The sequence below is a fragment of the Paenibacillus sp. SYP-B3998 genome, assembly GCF_010820665.1.
In the GTDB taxonomy this organism is placed as follows: Bacteria; Bacillota; Bacilli; order Paenibacillales; family NBRC-103111; genus Paenibacillus_E.
Map to the genome: position 1 here is coordinate 221,780 of NZ_JAAIKC010000005.1, position 24,011 is coordinate 245,790.

Annotated in this window: 20 protein-coding genes and 1 riboswitch; of the genes, 13 read left to right on the forward strand and 7 right to left on the reverse strand. The window is 45.0% G+C overall.

What is annotated here, in order from left to right; genetic code table 11:
• Positions 1-55 precede the first annotated feature (55 nt).
• The 5 genes from GK047_RS15725 to GK047_RS15745 all read left to right on the forward strand — a co-directional run bounded on the left by GK047_RS15725 (position 56) and on the right by GK047_RS15745 (position 4,286).
• Positions 56-1,009 (forward strand): ABC transporter permease, encoded by a 954-nt coding sequence (locus tag GK047_RS15725; protein ID WP_163948870.1) that lies wholly within the window; start codon positions 56-58, stop codon positions 1,007-1,009.
• Complete coding sequence (locus GK047_RS15730; RefSeq protein WP_163948466.1) at positions 999-1,946, forward strand: iron chelate uptake ABC transporter family permease subunit; 948 nt, start codon at positions 999-1,001, stop codon at positions 1,944-1,946. The genes GK047_RS15725 and GK047_RS15730 overlap by 11 nt, the downstream gene beginning before the upstream one ends.
• Positions 1,943-2,701, forward strand: a complete 759-nt coding sequence (locus GK047_RS15735; protein ID WP_163948469.1) for an iron ABC transporter ATP-binding protein — start codon at positions 1,943-1,945, stop codon at positions 2,699-2,701. Before GK047_RS15730 ends, GK047_RS15735 begins: the two co-directional genes overlap by 4 nt.
• Before the next feature lie 60 nt (positions 2,702-2,761).
• A complete protein-coding gene (locus GK047_RS15740) occupies positions 2,762-3,763 on the forward strand; it encodes a siderophore ABC transporter substrate-binding protein (protein WP_163948471.1) in 1,002 nt (333 codons plus the stop codon).
• Positions 3,764-3,935: 172 nt separating this feature from the next.
• Complete coding sequence (locus GK047_RS15745; RefSeq protein ID WP_163948473.1) at positions 3,936-4,286, forward strand: ArsR/SmtB family transcription factor; 351 nt, start codon at positions 3,936-3,938, stop codon at positions 4,284-4,286.
• A 379-nt stretch (positions 4,287-4,665) separates the two neighbouring features.
• Here the strand turns inward: GK047_RS15745 and GK047_RS15750 are convergent, their stop codons facing one another.
• Positions 4,666-6,000, reverse strand: coding sequence for a 5'-deoxyadenosine deaminase (locus GK047_RS15750; RefSeq protein WP_163948475.1), 1,335 nt, complete (start codon positions 5,998-6,000; stop codon positions 4,666-4,668).
• Between the two features lie 76 nt (positions 6,001-6,076).
• Positions 6,077-6,176, reverse strand: a riboswitch (purine riboswitch).
• 187 nt (positions 6,177-6,363) lie between these two features.
• Positions 6,364-8,487 (reverse strand): multicopper oxidase family protein, encoded by a 2,124-nt coding sequence (locus tag GK047_RS15755; protein WP_163948477.1) that lies wholly within the window; start codon positions 8,485-8,487, stop codon positions 6,364-6,366.
• Positions 8,488-8,926: 439 nt separating this feature from the next.
• Between GK047_RS15755 and GK047_RS15760 the strand changes: the two genes are divergently transcribed.
• The 4 genes from GK047_RS15760 (at position 8,927) to GK047_RS15775 (ending at position 11,862) form a co-directional block, all read left to right on the forward strand.
• Positions 8,927-9,127, forward strand: coding sequence for a cold-shock protein (locus GK047_RS15760; protein WP_054817005.1), 201 nt, complete (start codon positions 8,927-8,929; stop codon positions 9,125-9,127).
• Between the two features lie 67 nt (positions 9,128-9,194).
• Positions 9,195-9,422 (forward strand): cold-shock protein, encoded by a 228-nt coding sequence (locus tag GK047_RS15765; protein WP_163948479.1) that lies wholly within the window; start codon positions 9,195-9,197, stop codon positions 9,420-9,422.
• Between the two features lie 347 nt (positions 9,423-9,769).
• A complete protein-coding gene (locus GK047_RS15770; RefSeq protein ID WP_240343981.1) occupies positions 9,770-10,948 on the forward strand; it encodes a M23 family metallopeptidase in 1,179 nt (392 codons plus the stop codon).
• A gap of 227 nt (positions 10,949-11,175) precedes the next feature.
• Positions 11,176-11,862 carry an MIP/aquaporin family protein gene (locus GK047_RS15775; protein WP_163948483.1) on the forward strand — a complete coding sequence of 229 codons (687 nt, stop codon included), beginning with the start codon at positions 11,176-11,178 and terminating at the stop codon, positions 11,860-11,862.
• A gap of 123 nt (positions 11,863-11,985) precedes the next feature.
• On the opposite strand, the gene GK047_RS15780 is transcribed toward GK047_RS15775, so the two are convergent.
• From GK047_RS15780 to GK047_RS15790, 3 genes are all read right to left on the reverse strand, one after another.
• Positions 11,986-12,213 carry a hypothetical protein gene (locus GK047_RS15780; RefSeq protein WP_163948485.1) on the reverse strand — a complete coding sequence of 76 codons (228 nt, stop codon included), beginning with the start codon at positions 12,211-12,213 and terminating at the stop codon, positions 11,986-11,988.
• 29 nt (positions 12,214-12,242) lie between these two features.
• On the reverse strand, positions 12,243-12,770 hold the full coding sequence (locus GK047_RS15785) for a MarR family transcriptional regulator (protein ID WP_163948487.1): 528 nt from the start codon (positions 12,768-12,770) through the stop codon (positions 12,243-12,245).
• 88 nt (positions 12,771-12,858) lie between these two features.
• Positions 12,859-14,061, reverse strand: a complete 1,203-nt coding sequence (locus tag GK047_RS15790; RefSeq protein ID WP_163948489.1) for an MFS transporter — start codon at positions 14,059-14,061, stop codon at positions 12,859-12,861.
• A 223-nt stretch (positions 14,062-14,284) separates the two neighbouring features.
• Between GK047_RS15790 and GK047_RS15795 the strand changes: the two genes are divergently transcribed.
• Entirely contained in the window at positions 14,285-16,612 is a 2,328-nt protein-coding gene (locus GK047_RS15795) for an ATP-dependent DNA helicase (RefSeq protein ID WP_163948491.1), read from the forward strand.
• Between the two features lie 218 nt (positions 16,613-16,830).
• Here GK047_RS15795 and GK047_RS15800 read toward each other — a convergent pair whose 3' ends face one another.
• Complete coding sequence (locus GK047_RS15800; protein ID WP_163948493.1) at positions 16,831-17,994, reverse strand: iron-containing alcohol dehydrogenase; 1,164 nt, start codon at positions 17,992-17,994, stop codon at positions 16,831-16,833.
• A 233-nt stretch (positions 17,995-18,227) separates the two neighbouring features.
• On the opposite strand from GK047_RS15800, the gene GK047_RS15805 reads away from it, so the two are divergent.
• On the forward strand, positions 18,228-19,262 hold the full coding sequence (locus tag GK047_RS15805; protein WP_163948495.1) for a GGDEF domain-containing protein: 1,035 nt from the start codon (positions 18,228-18,230) through the stop codon (positions 19,260-19,262).
• A 209-nt stretch (positions 19,263-19,471) separates the two neighbouring features.
• Here the strand turns inward: GK047_RS15805 and GK047_RS15810 are convergent, their stop codons facing one another.
• Complete coding sequence (locus tag GK047_RS15810; RefSeq protein WP_163948498.1) at positions 19,472-21,172, reverse strand: hypothetical protein; 1,701 nt, start codon at positions 21,170-21,172, stop codon at positions 19,472-19,474.
• Between the two features lie 256 nt (positions 21,173-21,428).
• On the opposite strand from GK047_RS15810, the gene GK047_RS15815 reads away from it, so the two are divergent.
• Together GK047_RS15815 and GK047_RS15820 are read left to right on the forward strand one after the other, a co-directional pair.
• Positions 21,429-21,974, forward strand: a complete 546-nt coding sequence (locus tag GK047_RS15815; RefSeq protein ID WP_163948501.1) for a GbsR/MarR family transcriptional regulator — start codon at positions 21,429-21,431, stop codon at positions 21,972-21,974.
• Between the two features lie 139 nt (positions 21,975-22,113).
• On the forward strand, positions 22,114-23,928 hold the full coding sequence (locus GK047_RS15820; protein ID WP_205516823.1) for an ABC transporter ATP-binding protein: 1,815 nt from the start codon (positions 22,114-22,116) through the stop codon (positions 23,926-23,928).
• Positions 23,929-24,011: the final 83 nt, after the last annotated feature.

Sequence of the window (24,011 nt, forward strand, 5' to 3'; positions counted from 1 at the left end):
AGTGATTAATGAGAATGATAATCTTTACCACAACTTTGGAATGATAGGAACTGTTATGAAAAAGAGATATTTAGTAATCGCTCTCCTTCTCCTATCCATCACCTCGGTTTTTATTGGAGTAAAGGGTATCTCACCCTTTGATTTGTTTCATTTAACCGAAGATCAAGCGCATATTTTGCTTGTCAGTCGGCTCCCTCGTTTGATTAGTATCGTTATCGCCGGGGTGAGTATGAGTGTGATCGGCCTTATTATGCAGCAGCTAAGCCGCAATAAGTTCGTATCGCCTACGACAGCGGGTACGATGGATAGCGCTCGATTAGGTATTCTTGTTGCTATGCTGTTGTTCGCGAATGCAACGCCAATGCAAAAGATCCTTGTGGCCTTTGTTTTTTCCTTAGCGGGGACTTACCTGTTTATGAAAATCCTCGACCGCATTCGATTTAAGGATACGATTTATATTCCGCTCGTTGGCTTAATGTACGGAAGCGTCATTACGTCCATTTCAACCTTTTTCGCTTACAAATATAATCTCATTCAAAATATTTCTTCGTGGCTGCAAGGAAATTTCGCAACAGTCATGAAAGGTCGCTACGAGTTGCTGTACATCAGCGTTCCCATGCTTATCATCTCCTATGTGTATGCGAATCGCTTTACCATTGCCGGTATGGGCGAAGATTTTGCCACGAACCTCGGTCTCAAATATCGTCAGATCGTGAACATTGGCTTGGTCATCATAGCCGTTGTGGCTTCCGTGAATATTTTGAGCATCGGCATTATCCCTTTTCTCGGGTTGATTATTCCGAACATCGTCTCTCTCTATCAGGGAGATAACTTGAAGAAAATTGTCCCGCATACTGCTCTCTTAGGAGCTGTATTCGTATTGTTCTGCGACATTCTGGGTCGCGTGGTCATTTATCCGTATGAAATTCCGATTGGCTTAACCGTTGGAATTCTTGGGAGTGCCATTTTTATTTACTTGCTGATGAGGAGAAAGGCTTATGACGTTTAGATTCAAGCTGAGCCTGCTCGCCATCATTGCCGCTGGTTTAGCGGCTGCCTTCCTAACCCTGAATGCAGGAGGGAATTGGGACTACGTGCTCCCCAGAAGAGGCGTTAAAGTTCTGAGTATTATCTTGACTGGTGCAGCCATTGCCTACTCGACGATTCTGTTTCAAACCATTACGAATAACCGCATTCTCACTCCGAGCATTATCGGGCTGGATGCTTTGTATATGCTTATTCAGACGACGGTTATTTTCTTGCTTGGCTCGAAAAGTATACTTGCTGCCAATGTGAATGTGAACTTCATGATCACAGTAGGCATCATGACGCTATTCTCCTTGCTGCTTTATAAGCTTTTGTTCCAAAGGGAAGGACGCAATCTGTACTTCCTGCTGCTTTTTGGTATTATTCTCGGCACTTTTTTCGGCAGCTTTACGACGTTTATGGAGGTTCTCATTGATCCTAATGAGTTTGCTATTTTGCAAAGCCGATCGTTCGCTAGCTTTAACACAGTGAACAGCAAACTGCTGCTCATCTCCGTTATCGGGGTTGTGTTGGTAGGGCTCTACAGCTTGAAGTTCATCAAATATTTGGATGTCATTTCGCTCGGTAAAGATCACGCGGTTAACCTCGGTGTGCCTTACGAACACGTAGTGAAACGACTGCTCATTATTATCTCGGTTCTCGTCTCCATCGCGACAGCGTTGGTTGGACCCATCACGTTCTTGGGCTTGCTTGTGGCCAACCTCTCCTACCAGTTTATGAAAACGCATCGGCATCGTTATCTGCTCCCCGGCTCCATGCTTATTTGTATCGTTGCGTTGGTTGGTGGCCAATTGATTGTGGAACGCATATTCACCTTCTCAACGCCACTAGCGGTCATTATTAATTTCATCGGGGGCGTTTACTTCTTATACCTGCTGCTAAGGGAGAATAAGTCATGATCGAAGTCAGACATGTGTCCAAATCCTACGGAAACAAACCCGTTGTGGATGATGTATCTATCCGAATCGCCAAAGGCCAAATTACTTCCTTTATCGGACCTAACGGTGCTGGCAAAAGCACACTTCTATCTATGATAAGCCGACTCATTGCCAAAGATAGCGGTGAAATCTTGATTGATGGTGAGGATGTTACTAAAAGTAAAAGCCAAGAGTTAGCTAAGAAAATATCGATTCTCAAGCAATCGAATCATATTAATGTGCGGTTGACCGTGCGAGATTTAGTCAGCTTCGGAAGGTTTCCTTATTCACAAGGAAAGCTGACCAAAGAGGACTGGGAATTTGTAGACGAAGCCATACGGTATATGGAACTTGGGGACATGCAGCACAAGTATTTGGATCAATTGAGCGGCGGTCAAAATCAACGAGCTTATATCGCGATGGTTATTGCGCAGAACACGGAGTATATTTTGCTTGATGAGCCGTTGAATAACTTGGACATGAAGCACTCTGTGCAAATCATGAAGGTGCTGCGCCGATTAGCCGACGAGCTTGGCAAAACGGTCATCATTGTGATCCATGACATCAATTTTGCTTCTTGCTATTCCGACTATATCGTAGCACTCAAGGACGGCAAAGTCATCAAAGAAGGCCCCACCGACGTCATTATTGAGCGGTCTGTTTTGCAGGACATTTATGACATGGACATTCAGATTCAAGAGATTAATGGTAACAAGATATGTGTGTATTTTGCCTAATGGATTTCCATGTGAGTCTTCTCTCGTAAAAAACATAAAAAAATTAAAGAGGTGCCTAAGATGAGTAAGAAATTATCTATGCTAGTATTTACGATTATTATGGCTATGTTTGTTGCCGCATGCGGCAACGGCAGCAAGACAAGCACAGAGACAACGAAGCCAGCAGCGAGCCCGCAAGCGTCTGCAGCGGCAACAACAGCCGCATCTGCAACGCCAGCAGCACCGACTGAAATAACGATTAAGCATAAATTGGGCGAAACAAAAGTAAAAACAAGCCCGAAAAAAGTCGTTGTTTTCGACTACGGCGTATTGGATTCACTCGATCGTCTGGGTGTTGAAGTCGCAGGTGTTCCGCAAGCGAACCTGCCATCCTACTTGGATAAATATAAAGACGCTAAATACATCAACGCGGGGACACTTTTCGAGCCGGATTTCGAGAAAATCAACGCAATGAAAGCAGATTTGATCATCATTTCCGGACGTGCTGAAAAGGCCTATCCTGAACTTGCCAAAATTGCTCCAACCATCTTTATGGGTGTCGATAATACGAAATACATGGCGTCTTTCACAGAAAATGCTGAAACTTTAGGTAAAATCTTCGCTAAAGAAGCAGCAGCGAAAACAGAAGTAACCAAAGTTCAAGAAGCAGCGAAACAATTGCAAACGAAAGTGTCAGCAAGTGGTAAAAATGCACTTATCGTGCTCGTCCAAGATACAGCGCTTAGTGCGTATGGCGCAGGTTCCCGTTTTGGTATTATTCATGATGCTTTCGGTTTCAAGCCCGTTGATCCCAAAATCGAAGTTTCCACACACGGACAAAATATTTCTAACGAATACATTCTGGAGAAAAACCCAGACTACTTATTCGTAGTAGACCGTGGTAAAGCGGTAGATGGTAAATCTACAGGTAAACAAACGATTGAAAACGAAATCGTGAAGAAAACGAATGCTTTCAAAAATGGGAACATCGTTTACCTTGATCCTAACTTCTGGTACCTCTCCGGCGGCGGTTTAATCTCTGTTGAAGGTATGGTTAAAGAAGTAGCGGCAAGCGTGAAATAAAGGGCATTCGCTAGCGAATTGCTTCTAAATCTAAAAAGGAACCTCCAAGACCATTGTAAAGTGGAATTGGAGGTTCTTTTTAGATTGACTTTTAAATGTAAAAACTTTATTTTTTGATTAAACAACCAAATAATTAGTTATATGATTATAAAGGGACGCGGAGACGATAAGAATGGAATCGAAGGATACCTCTCAACTTGAGGTTAAAGTACATCAGCAATTGAGAGATTGCAGCGAAATATTTCTCGCCTTAGCTGATCCTGTCCGTCATGATATCATCATGATGTTGACGAGGCATGACACGCTGAACGTTGCTCAAATTGTAGAACGTTCGCCAATGTCCAGATCAGCCATTTCGCACCACTTGAAAATTTTGCGGCAAGCAGGATTGATTTCATCAAACAAAATAGGCACTGAAATATTTTATAGTTTAGATATTGAGTCCTCCGTATTGCAACTGAAGGCTTTTATAGAAACAACGGAGCAAATCATTGAATTGAAGAGCGTACACGAGGCTGAATAAGCCTCCATTTATTGTTATAAATAACTAAATAATTAATCATTTAGTTGATTGGTTGTTTAAATATAAATTATAGGAGGTTAGCGTGCGGCTTTCAGAATTGGCTTCTGACGCAAGCTCCTCGTATTTTCCCGAGGCAATTCGTTACTGCTTTCACACGTAAGGTAATTGAACAACGACAATGATCAAATGCTCATTAGAATTTTAGGCTAAAAAGCGACAGCCCCCTGTTACTTTCATCAGGTGGTCTGTCGCTTGGTTTTGTTTTAGCTTTGTTTGACTTGATGTTTTATGAAAACATGCGCGTTAGGAGCTTATTAACTGGGGCAACGTGATGTCATCTTGCTGGGCAGAACGCGAGTAGGAGTTCTTGCCCCTTTTCTTAGCGAAGGTTCGCCCGTTTGAGCAATCGTTGAATGGAGCGGTTCGCTTCCGGTAGAACGATGTCCTTGTCAACCGTCCGCATGATTCGGTTTTCCATAACAATCTTCCCGTTGATGATTGTCGTCTCCACATCGGCGCGTGTCGCGGAATATACGATACGAGAGATTGGATCGACATCAAAGGAGGGATAGACATGGAAATTGTTCAGGTCGAGGATGGCCAGGTCAGCTTTCTTGCCGACTTCTAGACTGCCAATGTCCTTTTCCATACCTACTGCTTTAGCGCCTCCGATGGTCGCCATGCGGAATACGGTTCTCGCGTCCATCGCGGTTGGGCCGTGAATTGGCTTTTGGATCAGCGCAGCCAAGCGCATTTCGTTAAACATGTCGAGATTGTTGTTGCACGGTGCTCCATCTGCTCCCAAGCTGACGGAAATATCAAGCTTCAGCATGTCTGGCGTTTCCGCGATTCCCGAAGCCAACTTTAAGTTCGAGCCCGGGCAGTGGCTGACATGGACGCCTCGGTCATGAATAATTCGTTTTTCTTCCTCGTCAAGCCAGATACAGTGAGCTAGAATGAGGCGTTCGTTCGCCAAGCCGAGGTGATCGAGGTAAACGACGTTGCGCATGCCGGTTTCGGCCTGCACGATTTCAATCTCACCAAGATTTTCGGATGCGTGCGTGTGCACCTTCACCTTGTACTGCTCCGATAAGTTTCGTACTTCTCGCAGCAGCTCTTCCGTACAGGAAATAACGAACCTTGGAGAGAACGCATATTGAATGCGTCCGTCATCGTGTCCGTTCCATTTTTCGAGTAAATCGACGCTTTGTTGAAGCGAATCGGATGTTTTCTCCTGTAATGGAAAGGGAACTTCATCTCCTTTATCCATCATAACCTTGCCAGATAAAGCTCGAATGCCGCTCTCGGCAATGGCTTGGAAAGCATGGTCGGTATGATGCACAGTTTCCATATCCACGATTGTCGTCGTGCCGCTTTGAATCAACTCGCCGATACCGAGCATAGCGGAATAATAGATGGATTCCTCATCGTGGGAGGCTTCTAGCGGCCAAATGCGTTTTTTTAACCAATCGAGCAACTCCAGATCGTCCCCTTTGCCGCGGAACAAGGTCTGGCATAAATGAATGTGAGTTTGAATGAAGCCTGGGATAATCGTGCGGTTTGTAGCATCAATGATTTTGTCCACTTGCGGTGGGTTCAAATCAGGGCCGATTGCCGAGATTCGGTCATTTTCGATAAAGATATCGCCTGTAAGGATGTCCCCATCGCCGTTCATTGTAATAATTTCCGCGTTTCTAATTAATAAATTTGCCATCAAATGAAACCTCCTATTTCCTATCCCTTATTAGTATGGTTCTCAAGACATAAAAAAACTAGCTATGAAAAATATGCTTGAGACGCACATTTTTCGTAGCTAGAAATTTACGGTTTCTAAGTAGAGACCCTTAATCCAATTATTAAGGTTATACGAAATAGTTGTATTCAGTTACTTCTAGCGTAAACGGGACGAGAAAAAATGTCAATATAATGTCAGGTAAAATTACTCCAAATAAGAGGGGGGAAGATGGCGGAACAATTTTGAAATAGAAATATGTGACAATAAGTGACATGTAATTCGTCTTTGTATGGAAAAGTGACAATTTTGCTATGCTTCTTAAAAGCAAAATAGCGGCCGCTATTATTCGGACTGCTGATTGCTGCTAGCCATGGAGAACATTTTTGTGATGCCTTCATACATCAGGCGGGCGTTCAAGCCATGTGTACCTTGTGTAGGATGCTGTGAAGGACTCATCCAAATATCGGATTGGTTAGCGATGAAGCCAACCTCATAAGTATCGCCAGGCTTTAAATTCAAAGAATCTGACCACCAAGGACTTCCTTTAGAAGGTTTGCCGTTCCGCGATAGAACAAGCACGGGGTGACCATGCAATGGCATAGGCTGCGCGAAGTTGCCTCTATTCACAATGGTTGCCTTTATGAGCTCGCCTTCCTGCACCAAAAGCCTCGATGTTTGGGGAGATGCTTCGCCATTCAACGTATTCAGAAGATCGAAACTTCCATTAAGTAACCCCAGTTTCTGATCTAGGATTAAGGTTAAATCTTTGGTGAACTTCACGTCCGCCCCAAAAGGGGCCGCTGTAGGACTGCCGTATTGCAGCGGATCAAGTGCCGTTGTAGCTGGAATATCGGGAATGTCGCCTCTGCCATCTGGGGTCATGAATACACCAAGATTGCGGCTATTCCCGACACTGAGGAACACGGGATGCTCTGGCATGATAAAGGTAATATCGGAACGGCCGCCTGATGTTAACTCCAAGTGTGTGTTAGCCAACACGCCGGGCTTATTTATTGCGGCTCCGTCGAGCGCGGCTACCTCAAAGTGGGTACCGACCAACGTGTAGGTTTGCGTCAGCCAATCGTCGGTGTTAATGAGTCTCATACGGACGGGGGTACCCGGTTCTACGTTCATTCGCTCAACCGTGTCCGATTCGCCAATCGCGATTCCTCCACCTTTCCAAGTATGAGTGAGAACGTTGATATTCTTCTCTTGAGTCTGAATAGTCTGTTGAGCTTCAACGATCAATGTGCCGAACAAGCCTTTGTTGGTAGCCTCTTGTGAATCTTGAGGGGAGTAGTACCAGAACGTTCCGGCCTGTTCAGCGCGAAAACGGTAGGTGTACGTTTCACTGGGCATAACGGCGTTATATGTCGCACTTGAGACGCTGTTCTGCGTATTTGGTAGGGCAAGACCATGCCAGTGCAGGGTGAGGCCTTGTTCAATATCTTGGTTTACTAAGGTGACTTCAACAAGTTCGCCTTCTTTCACGCGCATTTCTGGACCGGGAATCTGCCCATTGAACGTCCAAGCCTCGATCTGCTTGCCTGAGCTGAGTGCTACATATTGCTTCTGGGCTGTCAGCGTAAATTGCCGATCTGGCGCTTCCGTGCGAGGAATGGACGGATCAACTAAAGATACAAGTTTGGCGTTGGAGTCGGTCATGCCGTTCATGCGATTAGTAAAATTACCATTGGTGGATCTATTTGCATAGGAGGTCTGATTGCTATAGTCAGCGACGCCACTTGCCGTACTCAACTCCGCAGGGAAGTAACTTTTATTTATGGCATACATCATTAGGAAACTAATTGCCGTTGCAATAACGGCGAGTACCCCTGTCATGGTTAGGGCGCGTTTCCATAACGCGGGTATCAGATAGACCTCTGATTTACCAACCTGTTTAGATCGAAGCGAGTGTCTCCACCATAAAGCAACTGTAACGAGAACGAACAATGCAAGGGGGATCGCAATCTGCATCCATTGGAAAGGAATCGGCGGCACTAGCGCAAAATAGAGGGCAGTCAAAACGCCTAAAGGCAGCATTTGGAAAGGCACAATAAGTCCTGGACGAGCCGCTCCTTGGTATACGGGTAGTTCTAATGCTGCAGGATCGTCGTTGGTCTCTAAGGTCATGTTTTTAAGCATCTTTCTTAAAATCCAAAGGTTAGGAACCGCTACGACCCAGATAACTAAAATAGGCAGCGCGACTAGTGGTGTATGGATGTATAAACGATCCTGCCAAAACAAGGGGTCAAAGGATAGCTGCATCCAGTAGGCAATTCCGCCAATTGCTGCGGCGGGGATCGCGAGGAACCATGACCAGAACAGCAGCCTGCGCGTTTTCAACACCATGGATTCACGGTTTCCGATATAGAGCAATCGAGATGCCTTCACACCAGCAATCCATGATATGAGAAATAGAAAAAGTAAGAGCGCGAGCTCAATTTCAACTAATAATGCGTACAAAATAAAACCCTCCTAATGAAAATCTTTGTCTTCATTGTACGATCATGGCAGGGTTCAGCAAACCGTCCAGGGACCAAGGCGGCACCTAGACTAAAGTTGGGGCAACGGCTTCAAAAATGTAGGATGGCAAGGTGTTGGTCATCTCATCCCTATAGAACAGACGAAGATATTCAATCTGCTTTGCTGGGAATGGCTGGAACGTGCAGCAAAACAGTAACCGCTTACTTTAATCCAAGCTAAGCCAATTTTTTTTCAATTTCAGACCGATAAAGTTTGCGTTTTCAAGTATGATGTGGTAAGATGAAATCAATCGACAAAGAACCTGAATTCACATATTATAAAGGGTTAATATTTGTGTGATTGAACCTTTTGTAATGTGTGAATTTTTTTCTGTTGAAGAATAAAAAAACATGTTAATAAATTTTTGGAGGTATTTTCAATGCAAACAGGTACAGTTAAATGGTTTAACGCAGAAAAAGGTTTCGGTTTTATCGAAGTTGAAGGCGGCAACGATGTATTCGTACATTTCTCCGCAATCCAAGGCGACGGTTTCAAAACTTTGGACGAAGGCCAACGCGTTGAGTTCAACGTAGTTCAAGGCAACCGTGGTCCACAAGCAGAAAACGTTGTAAAACTGTAATAACAATTAAAAAAACTGCCCTTAACAAGTGTAAGGGCAGTTTTTTTCAATTAAAGGAGGTTTATTCATGTATTCCAGAAAAAAGTCGCTTGAAGAGATTCCTCTAGAAAATGTGACGATATGGTCTTGTGAAAAAGAAGGCTGTAAAGGCTGGATGCGGGATAATTTTGCATTCGAATATGTGCCGACCTGTCATCTATGTCAGTCCACCATGGTTCGTAGTGTCAAGATGCTTCCTTTGGTGAACAACACGAACATAGATCAGAAAGCGCTCAAAAAGGGCGTACAAATATAAGCAAACTACAGACCCGGAGACGCTGATGTCTCCGGGTTTTGTGTGTTATCATAGATGCATACATAAAATAAAGGGGACAACCTATCGTGCTTGGGAGGTAAGTGTTTTCTATGAATTCCCGTAAACAACGTCATTGGCTTCTTTTAATAAGTTCGTGTGTATTAGCAGCTTGCTTGGTTGTATGGATAGGTGACCCAGAAGTGATTCTGTCCCCTTTTTCTAAGAAGGGGAAGTTATCATCAGAGACAGTTAGGGTTTCTCCTACGCCTACACCCCCGCTAAGAGAAGCTTTGAAGTTTCAGATGATAGACTTTGAACACGGTTGGATCCAATATACTGATGGTAGGATGAGGACAGAAGATAGTGGCGCCACTTGGCAGGATGCAGGCTTGGATGTGCCGAGTGAGAGTCTGGCTGGCGTCGAGCTTGTTGACGATTCAATAAAGGAGCTTATGGGATTAGAAGTAATTGGATCTTCAGGCGTAAATGGCAGTGTGAGTCAAAATCCGCAGACGGCTGTACTCGACTCAACGACGTATTCCTTGAAGCAGTCGCAGTTTCTGACCCCTCGTATAGGCTGGGCGCTGCTAGCGAATCCGAAGGATGCCGCCACGATACAGAGTGCGCTGCTCGTAACTGCGGATGGTGGACAAACCTGGAACGCTGGTCTGAAGCCAGCCGTGAGGGAAGCCATCCTGAAAGAGAAGGATCGTCTCCAGAAGCTCAAGCGGGAGGCTGCACTTTATGCTACGAAGGATACGGCCAAAGCTGTCATCGGATCGAAGTGGAAACTTGTTCCCGACACTGCGGCTCCAGGTGATGTAGTGTTGGTTCGCCATGACGAACCTGGAAGTATAACCTGGTTAGGGAAAACATACACGCTACAGCCATTCGGCGCTGGCTACTTTACCTATCTGCCGACTACGATGCAGGCTAAGGCAGGCAAATATCCGATTGGCGACCAAGTATTAACGATACAAGGGAAGAAGTTTGAAACGCAGTATTTGAAAGTGACAAAGCAAATGGAGAGTATGAAGCAGGATACCGACCGCATTCAGGCGGATCAGAAGAAAATTGATCTGGCACGCAGTAAATCCGAGCCTGAATTTCTCTTTAAGGGGCCGTTCGTACAGCCTATCGAAGGGATTTTGACAACACCGTATGGGCATACCCGTTATGTGAACGGAAAATACGATAGCTCTCATCTGGCCATTGATCTGGCCGCCAAGGAAGGCACGCCAATCAAAGCAACGAACGATGGCGTCGTTGCGTTAGCCGACACCCTATATCTTACGGGCAATGCCATTTACATCGATCATGGGATGGGGCTTTTTTCGCAATACGCCCATCTGTCCGAGCTGCGCGTGAAGACGGGGGATCGGGTGAAGCAAGGCGATATCATTGGTCTGGTAGGCACAACGGGCTTCTCGACAGGGCCGCATCTGCACTTTACCTTCTGGGCGCATAATGTGCAGGTCAATCCGAACCTCTTTTTCAATACAACGCCATTTCAATGGTTGAAATAACAATTGGAATATGAATTTGAAAGCATGATTTGAAATCAATAGAGCTTCTAAATAGTCTCTCTGAACAGCATGGCTGTCTGAGGGGCTATTTTGTATGTAAAGGTTCAGAAGTTGTTCAATTCATTCAGGTAAAATTTATTTGCTAGGGAATATATGGTATTTAAATGGCATATCCATATTCTCGGGTGAGAGATAGATAAGTGAGATATGAAAAAGGAGGGCGTGTAATGAGTTTATCGTTAAAAAAGTATACCGCGGAGTTCATTGGAACCTTGGTGCTGGTTCTATTCGGGTGCGGCAGCGCAGCTACAGCAGGAGGCCAACTTGGCTATTTGGGTATTGCCCTTGCGTTCGGCTTATCGATTGTCGCATTGGCTTATGCCATCGGCCCAGTGTCAGGCTGTCATATTAATCCTGCGGTATCGTTTGCAATGCTGATTAGTGGAAAGCTATCCGGAAAAAATTTTGTAGGGTATGTCGTAGCACAAGTGTTAGGTGGGCTTGTAGGTTCGGGTCTGCTCTATGCGATCATCAATTCCACAGGCAAGGCGGTAACAGGCCTAGGGCAAAATGGCTTTGGAACTGGATATGGGATCGGCATTACGGCATTTATGGCGATCATTGTGGAAATTATTTTAACATTCGTCTTCATTTACGCCATTTTAGGGGTTACATCGACAGACTCGACTAGCGCAGTAGCTGGCATCGTAATCGGATTAACACTGGCTTTCGTCCACATTCTAGGTATCGGCTTGACGGGTACATCGGTTAATCCTGCGAGAAGTTTGGGACCTGCGATCTGGCTTGGAGGCACGGCGCTTTCACAAGTTTGGGTATTTATTGTTGCACCATTAATTGGTGCTGCGTTGGCCGCTTGGACCTTTGGCGGGTTGAACGGTAGAGCCAAAAGATAATCACTATAATAAAAAAAATAGAAAAACAAAGCCTTTGAAAACAGCGGCAGCTGCTCAAAGGCTTATTTTTCTTTCGATTTTGCAGGATGCTCCGCGTGCAATCGCTCATAGGTATCTTAAAGGTTATCGCCGAATTGCCTCGTTAAAAGCTGAGAGACGAGCCGGGTGAGAAGGCTGAGCGCACAGCAAGTTGAGAGACGGTTTCTGAGCCAAGAATAAATCCGTTGACGCGGTAGCCATCTCATGTTGATGTGCGCCTGCATTGGCTGCATTCTTAGCGTGTATCGCAAGAAAGACCGCTACGCGGTAGCACGAAGCAGCGCTTATATATGAAGATAAAGGAAACCGCATGCGATATGAATCTCTACGCACGCGGCTATTTATTTGTTCTGTGCTTCATTTAAAACCTTACCCATTGCAGCCATAGAGGTTTCAATGGCTTGGGTGATGTCGCCGATCAACCGATCAATGAATTGATATTCCTCGTCGGTGTAGCGATTTATGAAATCTTCAAAAAGCTTTTCTGCGTACAAATGATACTGCTCATGGACATCATATACACTGTGGCCATCAGGCGTTAGACGGAAAAGCACTTCCTTGCGATTGCCGCTCAAAGCGAACTTCTCGATCCATCCCCGATCTAGCAGCTTGGCGCCAATTTTGGTTATTGCGCCTTTGGTCATACCCATCTTCTCAGCTAGACGCGTCACATTGATGGTTTCATGCATGCCAATTTGCTCAATGACGTGCGTTTCAGACATGGTTAGATCATCGGACATATTCTTGATCCCGCATTGCCTGGCAACAGCAAAGAAAATGTCTTTTTCTTTTCTTTCATGTGCTTCATGTAACTGCATCATTTTCTGTACTTTACCGAATAACGGTGCGATCTTAGCGTGTTTTTCCACAGTTAGAGTCCTCCGGGGGAACATAGATAAGAGATTCCTTAACTGTACCACTCGAAATGCGTCTAGTACAACCATTCAGCCTACAATTTTACATCTCAGCTTGTAATGGGTTAGGTAGAGTGTTCATGTTCTTAGGTTGTAGATAACGTGCCAAAAGTACAGATAGTGCAAGAAGGAGCGCCGTGACCATAGCTAGAGTAACAACACTACCCCCGGTATAAAAAACACCGCCTAGTGTTGGGCCGATCGCCATACCCATGTAACGTACCAGGTTATATACGCCAATCGCCGTTGCGCGGTTGTTGACGAATTGCTCTGTCAGGAGCGTGGTTTGCATAGGCATAGTTAGGCCGACCATAAAGCCTAGCAGGAGAAAAGTAGCAATAAGCAGCGGAAGATTGATACCAGCCAAACATCCAAAAAGAATGACGGATACGACGGATAAGGTCGAGGTTATCAATAAACTGCGCAGGACACCAAGTTTGGCTTGCAGACGAATACTCACTACGCTAGCTGCCATAAGCAGGACGATAAACGGTACAATCACTACACCTGTCATTGAGGGACCCATGGCATAACGATCGAACAGGAAGGTAGGTAAGAGTACAATAACAATATAAAGGGTGAAGTGCGTTGTAAAGCCAATCAATAGAACAATGGCACCAATTTTATTTCGTGTGACACTTAAGAAATTTTGCAGGATGGAAGTTTTTACTGCCTGAGGAGACTTTTCCACGGGCTTGGATTCTTTGATCCAGAAAGCGTTCAGGAAGAAAATAAGAATTCCGCTGATAGCTAAAAATAGAAATACGTTCCCATAGTTTCCTGATCCACCGATGAGGCCGCCGAGTGGAGGGCCAATGGCCGGGACTACAGCAAGGCAAGTTTGATAAATCCCCATTGCTTTTACACGGTCATTCCCGCTATACGTGTCGCCAATTACGGTCAAGGCTACGAGAGGTATGGCTGCTGCGCCAATACCTTGGAGAATACGCAAACCTAGCAGTACATAGACATCCCCGGCATAGGCGCAGCCAATGGAAGCTAGGATATAGAGTAGAATGCTAGGGAGCAGGACGACCTTTCGCCCTTTGGCATCAACGAGTGGGCCGAAGACCATTTGCATAATGGCTAGCGCAACGGTGAAAATCGAAACAGTTAAATTGGTTGTGAAATAGGATGCGTGCAGTGCCTCTCTCACTTGTGTGAGCAATGGTGTGTAAATGTGTGTGGCCAAGGAGCTAACAGCTGCGCTGATGCCTAGTATGACCAATGTGCTTTTGGATTTCATGATAAAGCACCTTCCTTTCAAAAAAAATTAAAATTTTCAATGGAAATAATGTTTCCTGGTATACAATATAGGCATGCCTAGAGAGAGGCTGACGGTTATTGTTGATTTATTATTTCCTAGGAAACAATATAACGCTTTTAGGAAGGAAAGGCAAGACTTTATTTCTTTTTCATGTTTGGTCATGCTACAATAAGGAACAAATGTTCTTAAATGGAGAAAAAAGATGACGAATAGCGTCCATATTTCTGTGCGATCCCTAGTTGAGTACGTGTATCGTAGAGGCAGTATCGAATCGGGATTTCGGACGAACACTACACTAACCGAGGGGACGAAAGCGCATCAAAAAATACAGAAGCAGTATGGAGAGCGCGATCAACACGAAGTGTATGTATCAACCGAAATCCACCATGGAGGGCTAGTGTTCGTTATTGATGGACGCTGTGATGGACTCCTTATGGATGAAGAACTTGGGATAACGACGGTAGATGAAATTAAGTCTACTTCGTCAGACATCACGTTGATTGCAGAGGATACATATCCCGTTCACTGGGCACAGGCGAAGTGTTATGCCTATATGATAGCGAAAGATCAAGGCCTAGACAGCGTGCGTATTCAGTTGACCTACATGCATGTCGAGACGGAAGAAACGAAGCGATTCGCTGTAGAGGCATCATTCGAAGAGCTCAAGCAATTCGTGCTGGATGTGGTGGAGAATTATTTTCCGTACGCCCAGACTAGAAAAGAGCATGAGGAGCGAAGAAATCAAAGTATTAAGGCGCTTCCTTTTCCGTTCGAAGCCTATCGTGAAGGTCAGAGGAAACTCGTGGGAGCTGTGTACAAAACGATAACGGAAGGACACAAGCTGTTTGCCAAGGCGCCAACAGGCATTGGGAAGACGATGTCGACGCTATATCCCTCCGTCAAAGCAATCGGAGAGGGCTTGCTCCAGCGTATTTTTTATCTAACGGCAAAAACAATTACTCGTACGGCTGCGGAGGAAGCTTATTCGCTTTTACGCGGCAAGGGACTTGTACTACAGTTTGTTACAATAACTGCAAAGGATAAGGTGTGTTTCAAAGAGGAGGTACGGTGCTCCAAAGAGTACTGCGAGTTTGCAGACGGCTACTACGATCGGATCAATGAGGCTGTTCTCGATCTGCTCCAGCAGGAGTCGGCAATGACTCGTCCGGTTATTGAGACTTATGCGCGGAAGCATCGGGTATGCCCGTTTGAATTCTCGCTGGATGCCGCTTACGCCGCGGATGCAATTATTTGCGATTATAATTACGTTTTTGATCCAAGGGTTAATCTGAAACGCTTGTTTGAGGAGCAAAAGCGGAAGACAGCGCTGCTTGTCGATGAGGCGCATAATTTACTTGATCGGGCACGCGAGATGTACTCGAGTACAATAAATAAGTCAAATTATTTAAACGTGCAGCGTGAGTTCAAGGGAGTTTCTATAGAGCTTCATGATGCGGCGAAGGCGATTAATCAGCATCTAATTACGGTGCGTAAGCAGGCTGGCGAACGCAATATGCAGGTGGAGGAAGGATTGCCTGAAGAGCTGATCGCGCTGCTGGAAGTATTTATTTCCCAAGCGGAGCGGGAGCTCGTAGCTCAACGCGCGACTCCATCGAGTCCGCTGCTGCTGGACACATATTTCGGTGCGCAAAATTTTGTGCGAATTGCAAAGCTGTATGATGAGCGGTATGTGACGTTTGTCGAATGCGAGAAGAGCGAGGTCATCGTTAAGTTGTTTTGTTTGGACCCGTCCCATCTGCTGCGGCAGGTTGGGAAGGGCTACCGATCGCAGGTGTTTTTCTCAGCGACGCTGTCACCTTTGTCCTATTTCATGGACACGTTAGGGGCTGGGGAGGACGATTATTCTGTCTCTGTGCCGTCGCCGTTTTCCAAAGAGCAGCTTGAGGTCATGGTTCAGCCGATATCTACGCGCTATCAAGACAGGGAGCGCAGTAGGGAGCCCATTGCTCAAGCCATATATCAACTTGTAACTAATCGTTCAGGCAATTATTTAGTGTTCTTTCCTTCTTATGCTTACATGAGCAGTGTGTATGAGGCATTCACTGACCTTGTTGGTGTTGATTTGGACGCTAGGGAAAGTGGGCTAAAGGTTCTTGTGCAGCAAACCCACATGTCGGAAACAGAACGGGAAGGCTTCTTGACCGAATTCGCGGCAAATCGCGAAGAAACATTAATTGGCTTCGCCGTGATGGGCGGTATCTTCTCGGAGGGAATCGATCTGGTAGGAGATCGGCTCACAGGCGTGGCCGTTGTCGGCGTTGGCTTACCGCAGTTGGGTCCGGAGCGCAACATCCTCAAGACATATGTAGACCGTCATGGTAAAAATGGCTACGAATACGCCTACGTCTTTCCAGGTATGAATAAAGTGCAGCAGGCCGGAGGCCGACTGATTCGCTCAGAAACGGATCGCGGCGTCCTATTGCTCATAGATGATCGCTACTTGCAGCCGCTTTATCAGCGTTTGCTGCCAGAGGAGTGGCGGGATTACACGGTGCTACCTCGCAGGTAGGGTGTTTCTTCGAGCGACATGATTGGGGAATACTTCGACTTCCAAGGGAAAGAGCGTTCTAGGATGGCTGGAGACAAGCTTTCCCTTATGTTGGGTTATTGTGCCTAGAGGTACTTCTGGTGCTTGCTTTGCTGTTTATGCTTGAGATAAGAACAAAAAAACGGAGTGTTTGACTGCTTGCACAGTCAGCGCTCCGTTTGTATTTTTTCCCGTCTTTTCTATAAGGACATATGATAGATAGCCAAGACATCCTCGCGTGTGAGCTTCTTGAAGTTGCCGAAGTTACCGTAGACCATCGCTTTGTCTGCCATCAGTTCGATGGTGGAGTCGTCTATGTTATAATCGGCCAGCCTAGCTGGCGCACCGATAGAATTGAAAAATTGGCGAAGTGCCGCGATGCCTTCCTCGGCCACTTGACGATCGGTTTTGTCAGTGGCGTCGATGCCAAAGACGTGCTGCGCAAATTGTTTGAAGCGTGCCATATTGGCATCCAGCGTGCGGGTCATCCAATTCGGGAACAGGATGGCTAATCCGCCACCATGGGGAATATCGTGAATAGCTGAAACCGCATGTTCTAGGTTGTGGGTCGCCCAGTCACCACGGATGCCCATGCTCAGCACACCATTGAGCGCCATTGTGCCGTTATATAGAATAGTTGCGCGTTCTTCGAGGCTTTGCAAGTCTTGAAGCAGGCGAGGCGCCGTGTCGATGACGGTACGGAGAATGGTTTCACTGAAACCGTCTTGTACGGGCGTATGTGAATCATGATGGAAGTACTGCTCAAATACGTGAGACATGATGTCAACCATGCCGTAGACGGTCTGATTCGCGGGTAAAGAAGCGGTATGCGCAGGATCGAGAATCGAAAATTTCGGGAAGGAGTAGGGACTTCCCCATCCGTATTTTTCTTTTGTCTCCCAATTCGTAATTACGGAACCTGAATTCATTTCTGTACCAGTAGCGGCGATCGTTAGTACAGTACCGAGTGGCAGCGCCCCTGTGGCAGCCACTTTACGCGTAACGATATCCCAAAAGTCCCCATCGTACTTCGCTCCCACCGCAATTGCTTTGGCACAGTCGATGACACTACCTCCGCCAACGGCGAGAATGAGGTCAATTTGCTGGCTGCGACACAACTCTACGCCGCGATGCACGGTTGTTAAACGTGGGTTCGGTTCTACCCCGCTCAACTCAACAACGTTTGCACCCACACCATTGAGCAATTTTAATACATTGTCATAAATACCATTTTGCTTAATGCTTCCGCCGCCATAGACGAGCAGGAGGTTCTTACCGTATTTAGGTACCTCGGTTGTTAATTTTTCTAGTTGGCCACTACCGAAATACAGGGTTGTAGGATTATAAAATGTAAAAGTATTCATCGATTTCCCTCCTAGGACATTTGAGTTGGAAAAGCTAATCGTAATTAATTATGCTCTATTACATTGTATACAATGTAATAGCAAAAAACAAAAACTAACCGCGGGCGAATTACTAGCTTCATATGCTCCCCATTCAGCAGTATAATGAAGGAAGGGAAGAAGAGGGCATGAAACCGCCATATTCCCTAAATACGTAAAAAGCTTTCATTTAATTTTTAGGAAGTGATGACAACATGTGGATGCCTAGGAAATCCGATCATATCATGGAAATTGCATATAGCTATGTGCGCTGGTTTTTCGTACCGACCTCTACCCTTTTATTTATGAAATACTACCATCATACAGAGCAAGATCTGATTTTATTTAGCCTGCTATTCTGTTTTGCGGTTGGGTATATGGGGCTAACGGAGTTTGCCTTGCAACGCAGCCACGTACATTCTGCTTTTTATCGAAACATGACGAAAATAGGGGTTGTCTTTGATTATATGGCGTTTCTTTTGTTGATTTCATTGACAGGAGGTTCGCAAAGTCCGATGTATCCTATAGCATATTTAGTGATTTTGCATGCTTCACTTTATTGGAGTTTCATTGGAGCGATGGTAGCTACGTTCATGGTCATCTGTGGTTACATGGGTGTAGTCCTAACCGTAGATGGCGGTTTTCTGGAAGATCAGCTTCCCCGTCATTTGCTTAACTGTGTCTTCCTCATCATGGTGGGAGTAATTGGAGGCATTATCGTAGCTCGGGAAAGAAAGCATTTCGTTGAGAAAGGCATTTTCGAAAACCTAGCCAAAACAGATTACCTGACGGGGCTGTCTAATCATCGGAGTTTTCAAGAACAAATCAAGGAAACGATCGTGCAGAGGAACTATTTTATCCTTGTAATGGCTGATATCGATTATTTCAAAAGCATCAATGATCGTTATGGTCATCAGGCAGGAGATGCCGTCTTGCGGGAAATTGGCATCCTACTAGAGGTGATGCTTCCAAAGACGCTGGGGAGTGCTTTTCGTTATGGCGGAGAGGAATTCGCAATTATTTTGTATACGCAGGACCAACAACCCGCGAGTGAATTGCTGCAGCAATTCAGCCAGAAACTGTATGCCCTCGAATTCGGCTCAGCGGAAGAGCAGTTTCGTGTCACGATGAGCTTCGGGGCAGCTATTCGGGGCGAAGATCAGCATGCAGATGAGTTAGTGGCTAAAGTAGATGCTCTCTTGTACGAAGCAAAGGGACAAGGTAGAAACCGCGTAGTATGGGGCAGATGATCATCTCAATTATGGGTTTGAAATAAAACTGATTGGGAGGGCAGCAGTGATGCCGTTCGAGCGTTTCTGGGGAACGATGTTCGGTCGGTAGAGGATCCCTTTGATATCACTTTAATAAATGAAAGAGACCATGCCACTACATTTATAGTGAACATGGTCTTTTTAAATGCCCTACAGTGATTGAGGACAGTCTTTTTAATAAAACTACACTATTTTGCTATGTAGCCAGATGTATTAATAATGTCAGAAATTTTAGAAGAAGCTTGTGCATAGAACTTATTCGCATCTTCTTGAGTGGCCCGATTTATGGAAACTTCATGGTCCAGTTCTTGTCGGATCGCGTCATTCAGTTTCTCTTGCAGTTTTCCTGCCTCTAATGATGAGGCAATTGAGAGTAGGGATTCACCTTGACGAAGGTCACTAAGAACATCCTGTTCGTCTTTATTGGAGAAGAAAGCAGTATCGCTGATGATACGACTGATTCGATTAGTCACTATTTTCATCAAATCTGCAGGAGCAGGTTTGGAAGCTTCGGATTGGTAACCAACTGTATGGATAATGCGAGAAATTTTAGCAGAGGCTTCTGCATAGAACTTATCGGCGTCCTCCTGAGTGGCCCGATCCATGGAAACTTCATAGTCCAGTTCTTGTTTGACAGCGTTAGTTAGTTCTTCGTACAGTTCACCTGCATCTAAAGAAGCTGCAACTGCCACAAGAGAGCTGCCTTGTTGAAGTTCACTCTGGACATTTTGTTCGGTTTTTTTGGACAATAAAGCAGTATCTCTGATAAGGTGATCGATTCGATTAGTCACCAGTTTATCTAGATCTGTAGGAGCAGATTTGACAGCTTCGGGCTGGTAACCAGCTGTATGGATAATGCGAGAAATTTTGGCGGAGGCTTCTGCATAGAATTTATTAGCGTCTTCCTGGGTGGCCCGATTCACAGAAACTTCGTGGTCAAGTTCTTGGTTGATGGCGTTAGTTAGTTTTTCTTGAAGTTCCCCTGCATCTAAAGAAGCTGCAATCGACACGAGCGAGTTACCTTGATTAAGTTCATTTAGAACGTCTTGTTCATCTTTATTGGAGAAGAAGGCAGTATCACTGATGACACGACTAATTCGATTGTTAACCAATTTTTCCAAATGTGCAGGAGTTGTTGTTATTACTGGTGGTTGATAACCTGATTTACTGATGATGTTCGAGATTGTACCAACAGCCATGGCATAATATTTATCTGCATCTTCCTGAACAGCACGATTTACAGTGACTTCAAACTGAAGTTCTTGGTAAATCATATCTGTCAGTTTTTCTTGTAGTTTCCCTGATTCAAGGGACGAAGCGGCACTAATAAGTGAATTGCCTTGTTGAAGATCACTCAGCATGTCTTGTTCATCTTTATTGGAGAAGAAAGCCGCATCTTTAATTATCGTATTTAAACGGTTCATAACCTGATGTGCGAGGACCGTACTGCTGTCGGCAGAAGGTATTTGGTATCCTTTTGTCTCCACAATTTGACCCAATCGTTGTCTAATATCAGCTTCACCGGCTTGCAGATCAGCTTGTGTGATCAAACCATAACTTTGTGCTTGCAGCAGGTCATTATTTACAATCGGAGTCAAACTATTTAAAATGTCCTCTTTGGCAAGTCCAGTGGCTTGAGTCAACGTATTTTTATTAGCAAGTGCATCAGTAATGTCGTCTGTTTCTTTGGCAGACACGGAAGCGGCATCCTGAGCAAGAGTAGAAAGGCGGTAGTTGATAATTTGGTTAGCAAAAGAATCTGACCGCAAGGTAGCATTTGAAGTCGTAGCTTCGTTTGCAGATGCTTTGTTAGTTGAAACGGAAACTCCAGATAAAAGAAGAGCGGTGGCCAACGTGCTTGTTGTTAAAATTTTGAGTGATTTTCTCATGGTAGTCATCTCCTAGTGTATGTATAAATCGCAATTTACCAACTAGTTTCGTTGGTATTTATCGTTAACAACGTTGTTAATGATAATAATATAGAACACAAATTCTTCCTAGTCAACTCATGTAACTATACGTTTACAAAATGTTCACAAAGTTTAAAGCTGTCGAGAAGCTTCCCTTTAAGTTGACTGTCAATCCGTTTTTGTCTATGCTTAGTGGACGTATTCTAAATTTTCTAACAGTAAGGGAGAGGAAGGAATGGATCAATATGAACAAACTTTCTCTGGGTGGAAACAAAATATTAGTGACTTTTTGTCACTAAACTATGAAAGTAAAGGATTCAGTCCCTTAGTTGGCAAAATATTTGCCCAGCTCATGTTTGCAACGGAGCCGCTTAGCTTACAAGCTATCGTTGAACAACTAGGCGTGACGAAAGCCGCCGTAAGCGTTCAAATACGTCATATGGAAAGAATGGGCATGTGCAGGAAAATGCCTTCAAATAATGACAGAAAAGATTATTACTACATGTCAGAAAATTACAGTCTCAACCATGCTCGGCGAATTATTAATGATTTAGAGTCTTTCTATCAGTGGGCGGATAAAACGCTAAAAGAAATTTCCATTGTTGAAACCTCTGACTCAGCGGAGCAGGAAGCTCTTGAACATTTTAAACATAGATTTTCGGCAATTGCTGAGATGTACAATATGATGCTTCCAATGATTAAAGAAGTCGAAATGGAATGGGAGAAATGTATTGCGGATCGCCGGAAGAAATCGGACAAGAATAATCAAAGCCTTTCGTGACCTGTTTTTGCGGGTGCGTTAGGTTTTTTTGTTTGTTTATATTCAGTTTAAAATAGACGTGTATGATTCTTACATAAGATAATCATACAAAGAGACGGACGTGAGTCCAGTCTGGTAAAGGAGAAGAGTGACCATGACTATGGCAACATCGCCAAAGGGAACGAAAAACAAGGGGAACTGGCGCGCTTTCGTTCGCTTGCTCGTTGAAGCGAATCCACCAAAACTCGTATTAAGTATAGCTTTAGGGTTAAGTCTGATTTCTACACTAGTGGGGCTGGTGATTCCGCTATTTACCAAGAATGTGGTGGATAGCTTTTCCGTTAGCTCCCTAAGCTGGGGGCAGGTCAGCGGTATGGCCATCGCTTTCGTAGCACAGGCAATCGCAGCGGGAATTTCGGTTTACCTTTTGAATTATGCGGGACAACACGTTGTTGCAGGCATTCGGGACCGTTTGTGGAAGAAGCTGCTCGTGTTGCCCGTGAGCTATTACGATAACCATCAGACCGGGGACACGATTTCTCGGATGACGAATGACACTGCAGTGATCAAAGGCCTTATCGCGGAGCATATGTCCGGTTTTATTACAGGTATTATTTCGATCGTAGGTTCGATTGTCGTGCTGCTTTACATGGATTGGAAAATGACCCTGATCATGTTCAGCGTTTTTCCGTTGGCTTTTCTTATTCTTTTCCCGCTTGGTCGCCAAATGTACAAAGTATCTAGAGGTATGCAGGATGAAACAGCAAGCTTCACCTCCGTATTGAATCGGGTGCTCTCGGAAATCCGTTTGGTCAAAGCGGCGAATGCTGAATCAGGTGAATATCAAGAAGGAAGCTCAGGCATTCAGAAGCTGTTCCAATTTGGCTTAAAAGAAGGGAAGATTCAAGCGCTAATGGCGCCGCTAATTTCTTTTGTCATGCTGATGCTGCTGGTTGTACTTTTTGGGTATGGTGGCATGCGTGTTTCTTCTGGTGCAATTAGTGCAGGTCAATTGGTTGCATTTATGCTCTATTTGTTCCAAATCGTGATGCCAATCACGCAAATTACGCAATTTTTTAATCAAATGCAAAAAGCGATGGGGGCTACCGACACGATATTAAATGTATTGGATTATGAGGAGGAGAATCCACATGCGGGTGATTCCGTTAAAGATGCTTCTCAATCCATTCATTTGGATCAGGTGAGATTTAGCTATAAAGAGGGCGAGCCTGTTCTGAAAAATGTCAGCTTCACTATGGAAGCGGGCAAAGTAACCGCAATTGTAGGCCCAAGCGGGAGTGGTAAAACGACATTGTTCTCTCTCGTGGAGAGGTTTTACCAGCCTCAGGAAGGTTCCATTAAGCTAGGTGATGACCCAATTGAACGTTTCTCCCTCCTTTCGTGGAGGAGTCAAATTGGTTACGTTTCACAAGAAAGTCCATTGATTGCAGGTACAATCCGAGATAATATTTGCTACGGTATGCAGCGTGAAGTTTCTCAAGAGGAGCTTAAGCGCGCTTCACAAATGGCGTATGCAGATGCTTTCATTGAAGATTTGCCAGATAAGTATGACACCGAGGTTGGTGAGCGCGGCATTAAGCTATCTGGCGGACAGCGACAACGGATTGCTATTGCGCGGGCATTGCTGCGAAACCCGAAAATTTTGATGCTAGACGAAGCGACCTCTAGTCTTGACAGTAAATCCGAGGTTGTGGTGCAGCAGGCCCTGCAAAACTTGATGCAAGGGCGAACAACGCTTGTCATTGCACATCGTCTATCTACGGTCGTGGACGCGGATCAAATCGTTTTTTTGGATAAGGGCAAAGTAACAGGTACAGGTACGCATCAAGAGCTGCTAGACACTCATGCCATGTACCGTGAATTCGCTACGCAGCAGCTCAGGCTGCAGGATCAGCCGTTACAGGCAGAGGCCTCTCAAGCGGATTTACCTGCTTATTCCAAAGTGCGGGCTTAATGATAAAGGCATTTCAAACCTCGGATTTCGAGGTTCTGAAATGCTTTTTTGATGTGACAAGACTAGTCTCATCGCGTAGCTTC

Bases quoted from the DNA above. Each gene is read 5' to 3' on its own strand.
- GK047_RS15725 (WP_163948870.1), top strand. From the start codon at position 56: ATGAAAAAGAGATATTTAGTAATCGCTCTCCTTCTCCTATCCATCACC.
- GK047_RS15730 (WP_163948466.1), top strand. From the start codon at position 999: ATGACGTTTAGATTCAAGCTGAGCCTGCTCGCCATCATTGCCGCTGGT.
- GK047_RS15735 (WP_163948469.1), top strand. From the start codon at position 1,943: ATGATCGAAGTCAGACATGTGTCCAAATCCTACGGAAACAAACCCGTT.
- GK047_RS15740 (WP_163948471.1), top strand. From the start codon at position 2,762: ATGAGTAAGAAATTATCTATGCTAGTATTTACGATTATTATGGCTATG.
- GK047_RS15745 (WP_163948473.1), top strand. From the start codon at position 3,936: ATGGAATCGAAGGATACCTCTCAACTTGAGGTTAAAGTACATCAGCAA.
- GK047_RS15750 (WP_163948475.1), bottom strand. From the start codon at position 6,000: ATGGCAAATTTATTAATTAGAAACGCGGAAATTATTACAATGAACGGC.
- GK047_RS15760 (WP_054817005.1), top strand. From the start codon at position 8,927: ATGCAAACAGGTACAGTTAAATGGTTTAACGCAGAAAAAGGTTTCGGT.
- GK047_RS15765 (WP_163948479.1), top strand. From the start codon at position 9,195: ATGTATTCCAGAAAAAAGTCGCTTGAAGAGATTCCTCTAGAAAATGTG.
- GK047_RS15770 (WP_240343981.1), top strand. From the start codon at position 9,770: ATGAGGACAGAAGATAGTGGCGCCACTTGGCAGGATGCAGGCTTGGAT.
- GK047_RS15775 (WP_163948483.1), top strand. From the start codon at position 11,176: ATGAGTTTATCGTTAAAAAAGTATACCGCGGAGTTCATTGGAACCTTG.
- GK047_RS15780 (WP_163948485.1), bottom strand. From the start codon at position 12,213: ATGCGGTTTCCTTTATCTTCATATATAAGCGCTGCTTCGTGCTACCGC.
- GK047_RS15790 (WP_163948489.1), bottom strand. From the start codon at position 14,061: ATGAAATCCAAAAGCACATTGGTCATACTAGGCATCAGCGCAGCTGTT.
- GK047_RS15795 (WP_163948491.1), top strand. From the start codon at position 14,285: ATGACGAATAGCGTCCATATTTCTGTGCGATCCCTAGTTGAGTACGTG.
- GK047_RS15800 (WP_163948493.1), bottom strand. From the start codon at position 17,994: ATGAATACTTTTACATTTTATAATCCTACAACCCTGTATTTCGGTAGT.
- GK047_RS15805 (WP_163948495.1), top strand. From the start codon at position 18,228: ATGTGGATGCCTAGGAAATCCGATCATATCATGGAAATTGCATATAGC.
- GK047_RS15810 (WP_163948498.1), bottom strand. From the start codon at position 21,172: ATGAGAAAATCACTCAAAATTTTAACAACAAGCACGTTGGCCACCGCT.
- GK047_RS15815 (WP_163948501.1), top strand. From the start codon at position 21,429: ATGGATCAATATGAACAAACTTTCTCTGGGTGGAAACAAAATATTAGT.
- GK047_RS15820 (WP_205516823.1), top strand. From the start codon at position 22,114: ATGGCAACATCGCCAAAGGGAACGAAAAACAAGGGGAACTGGCGCGCT.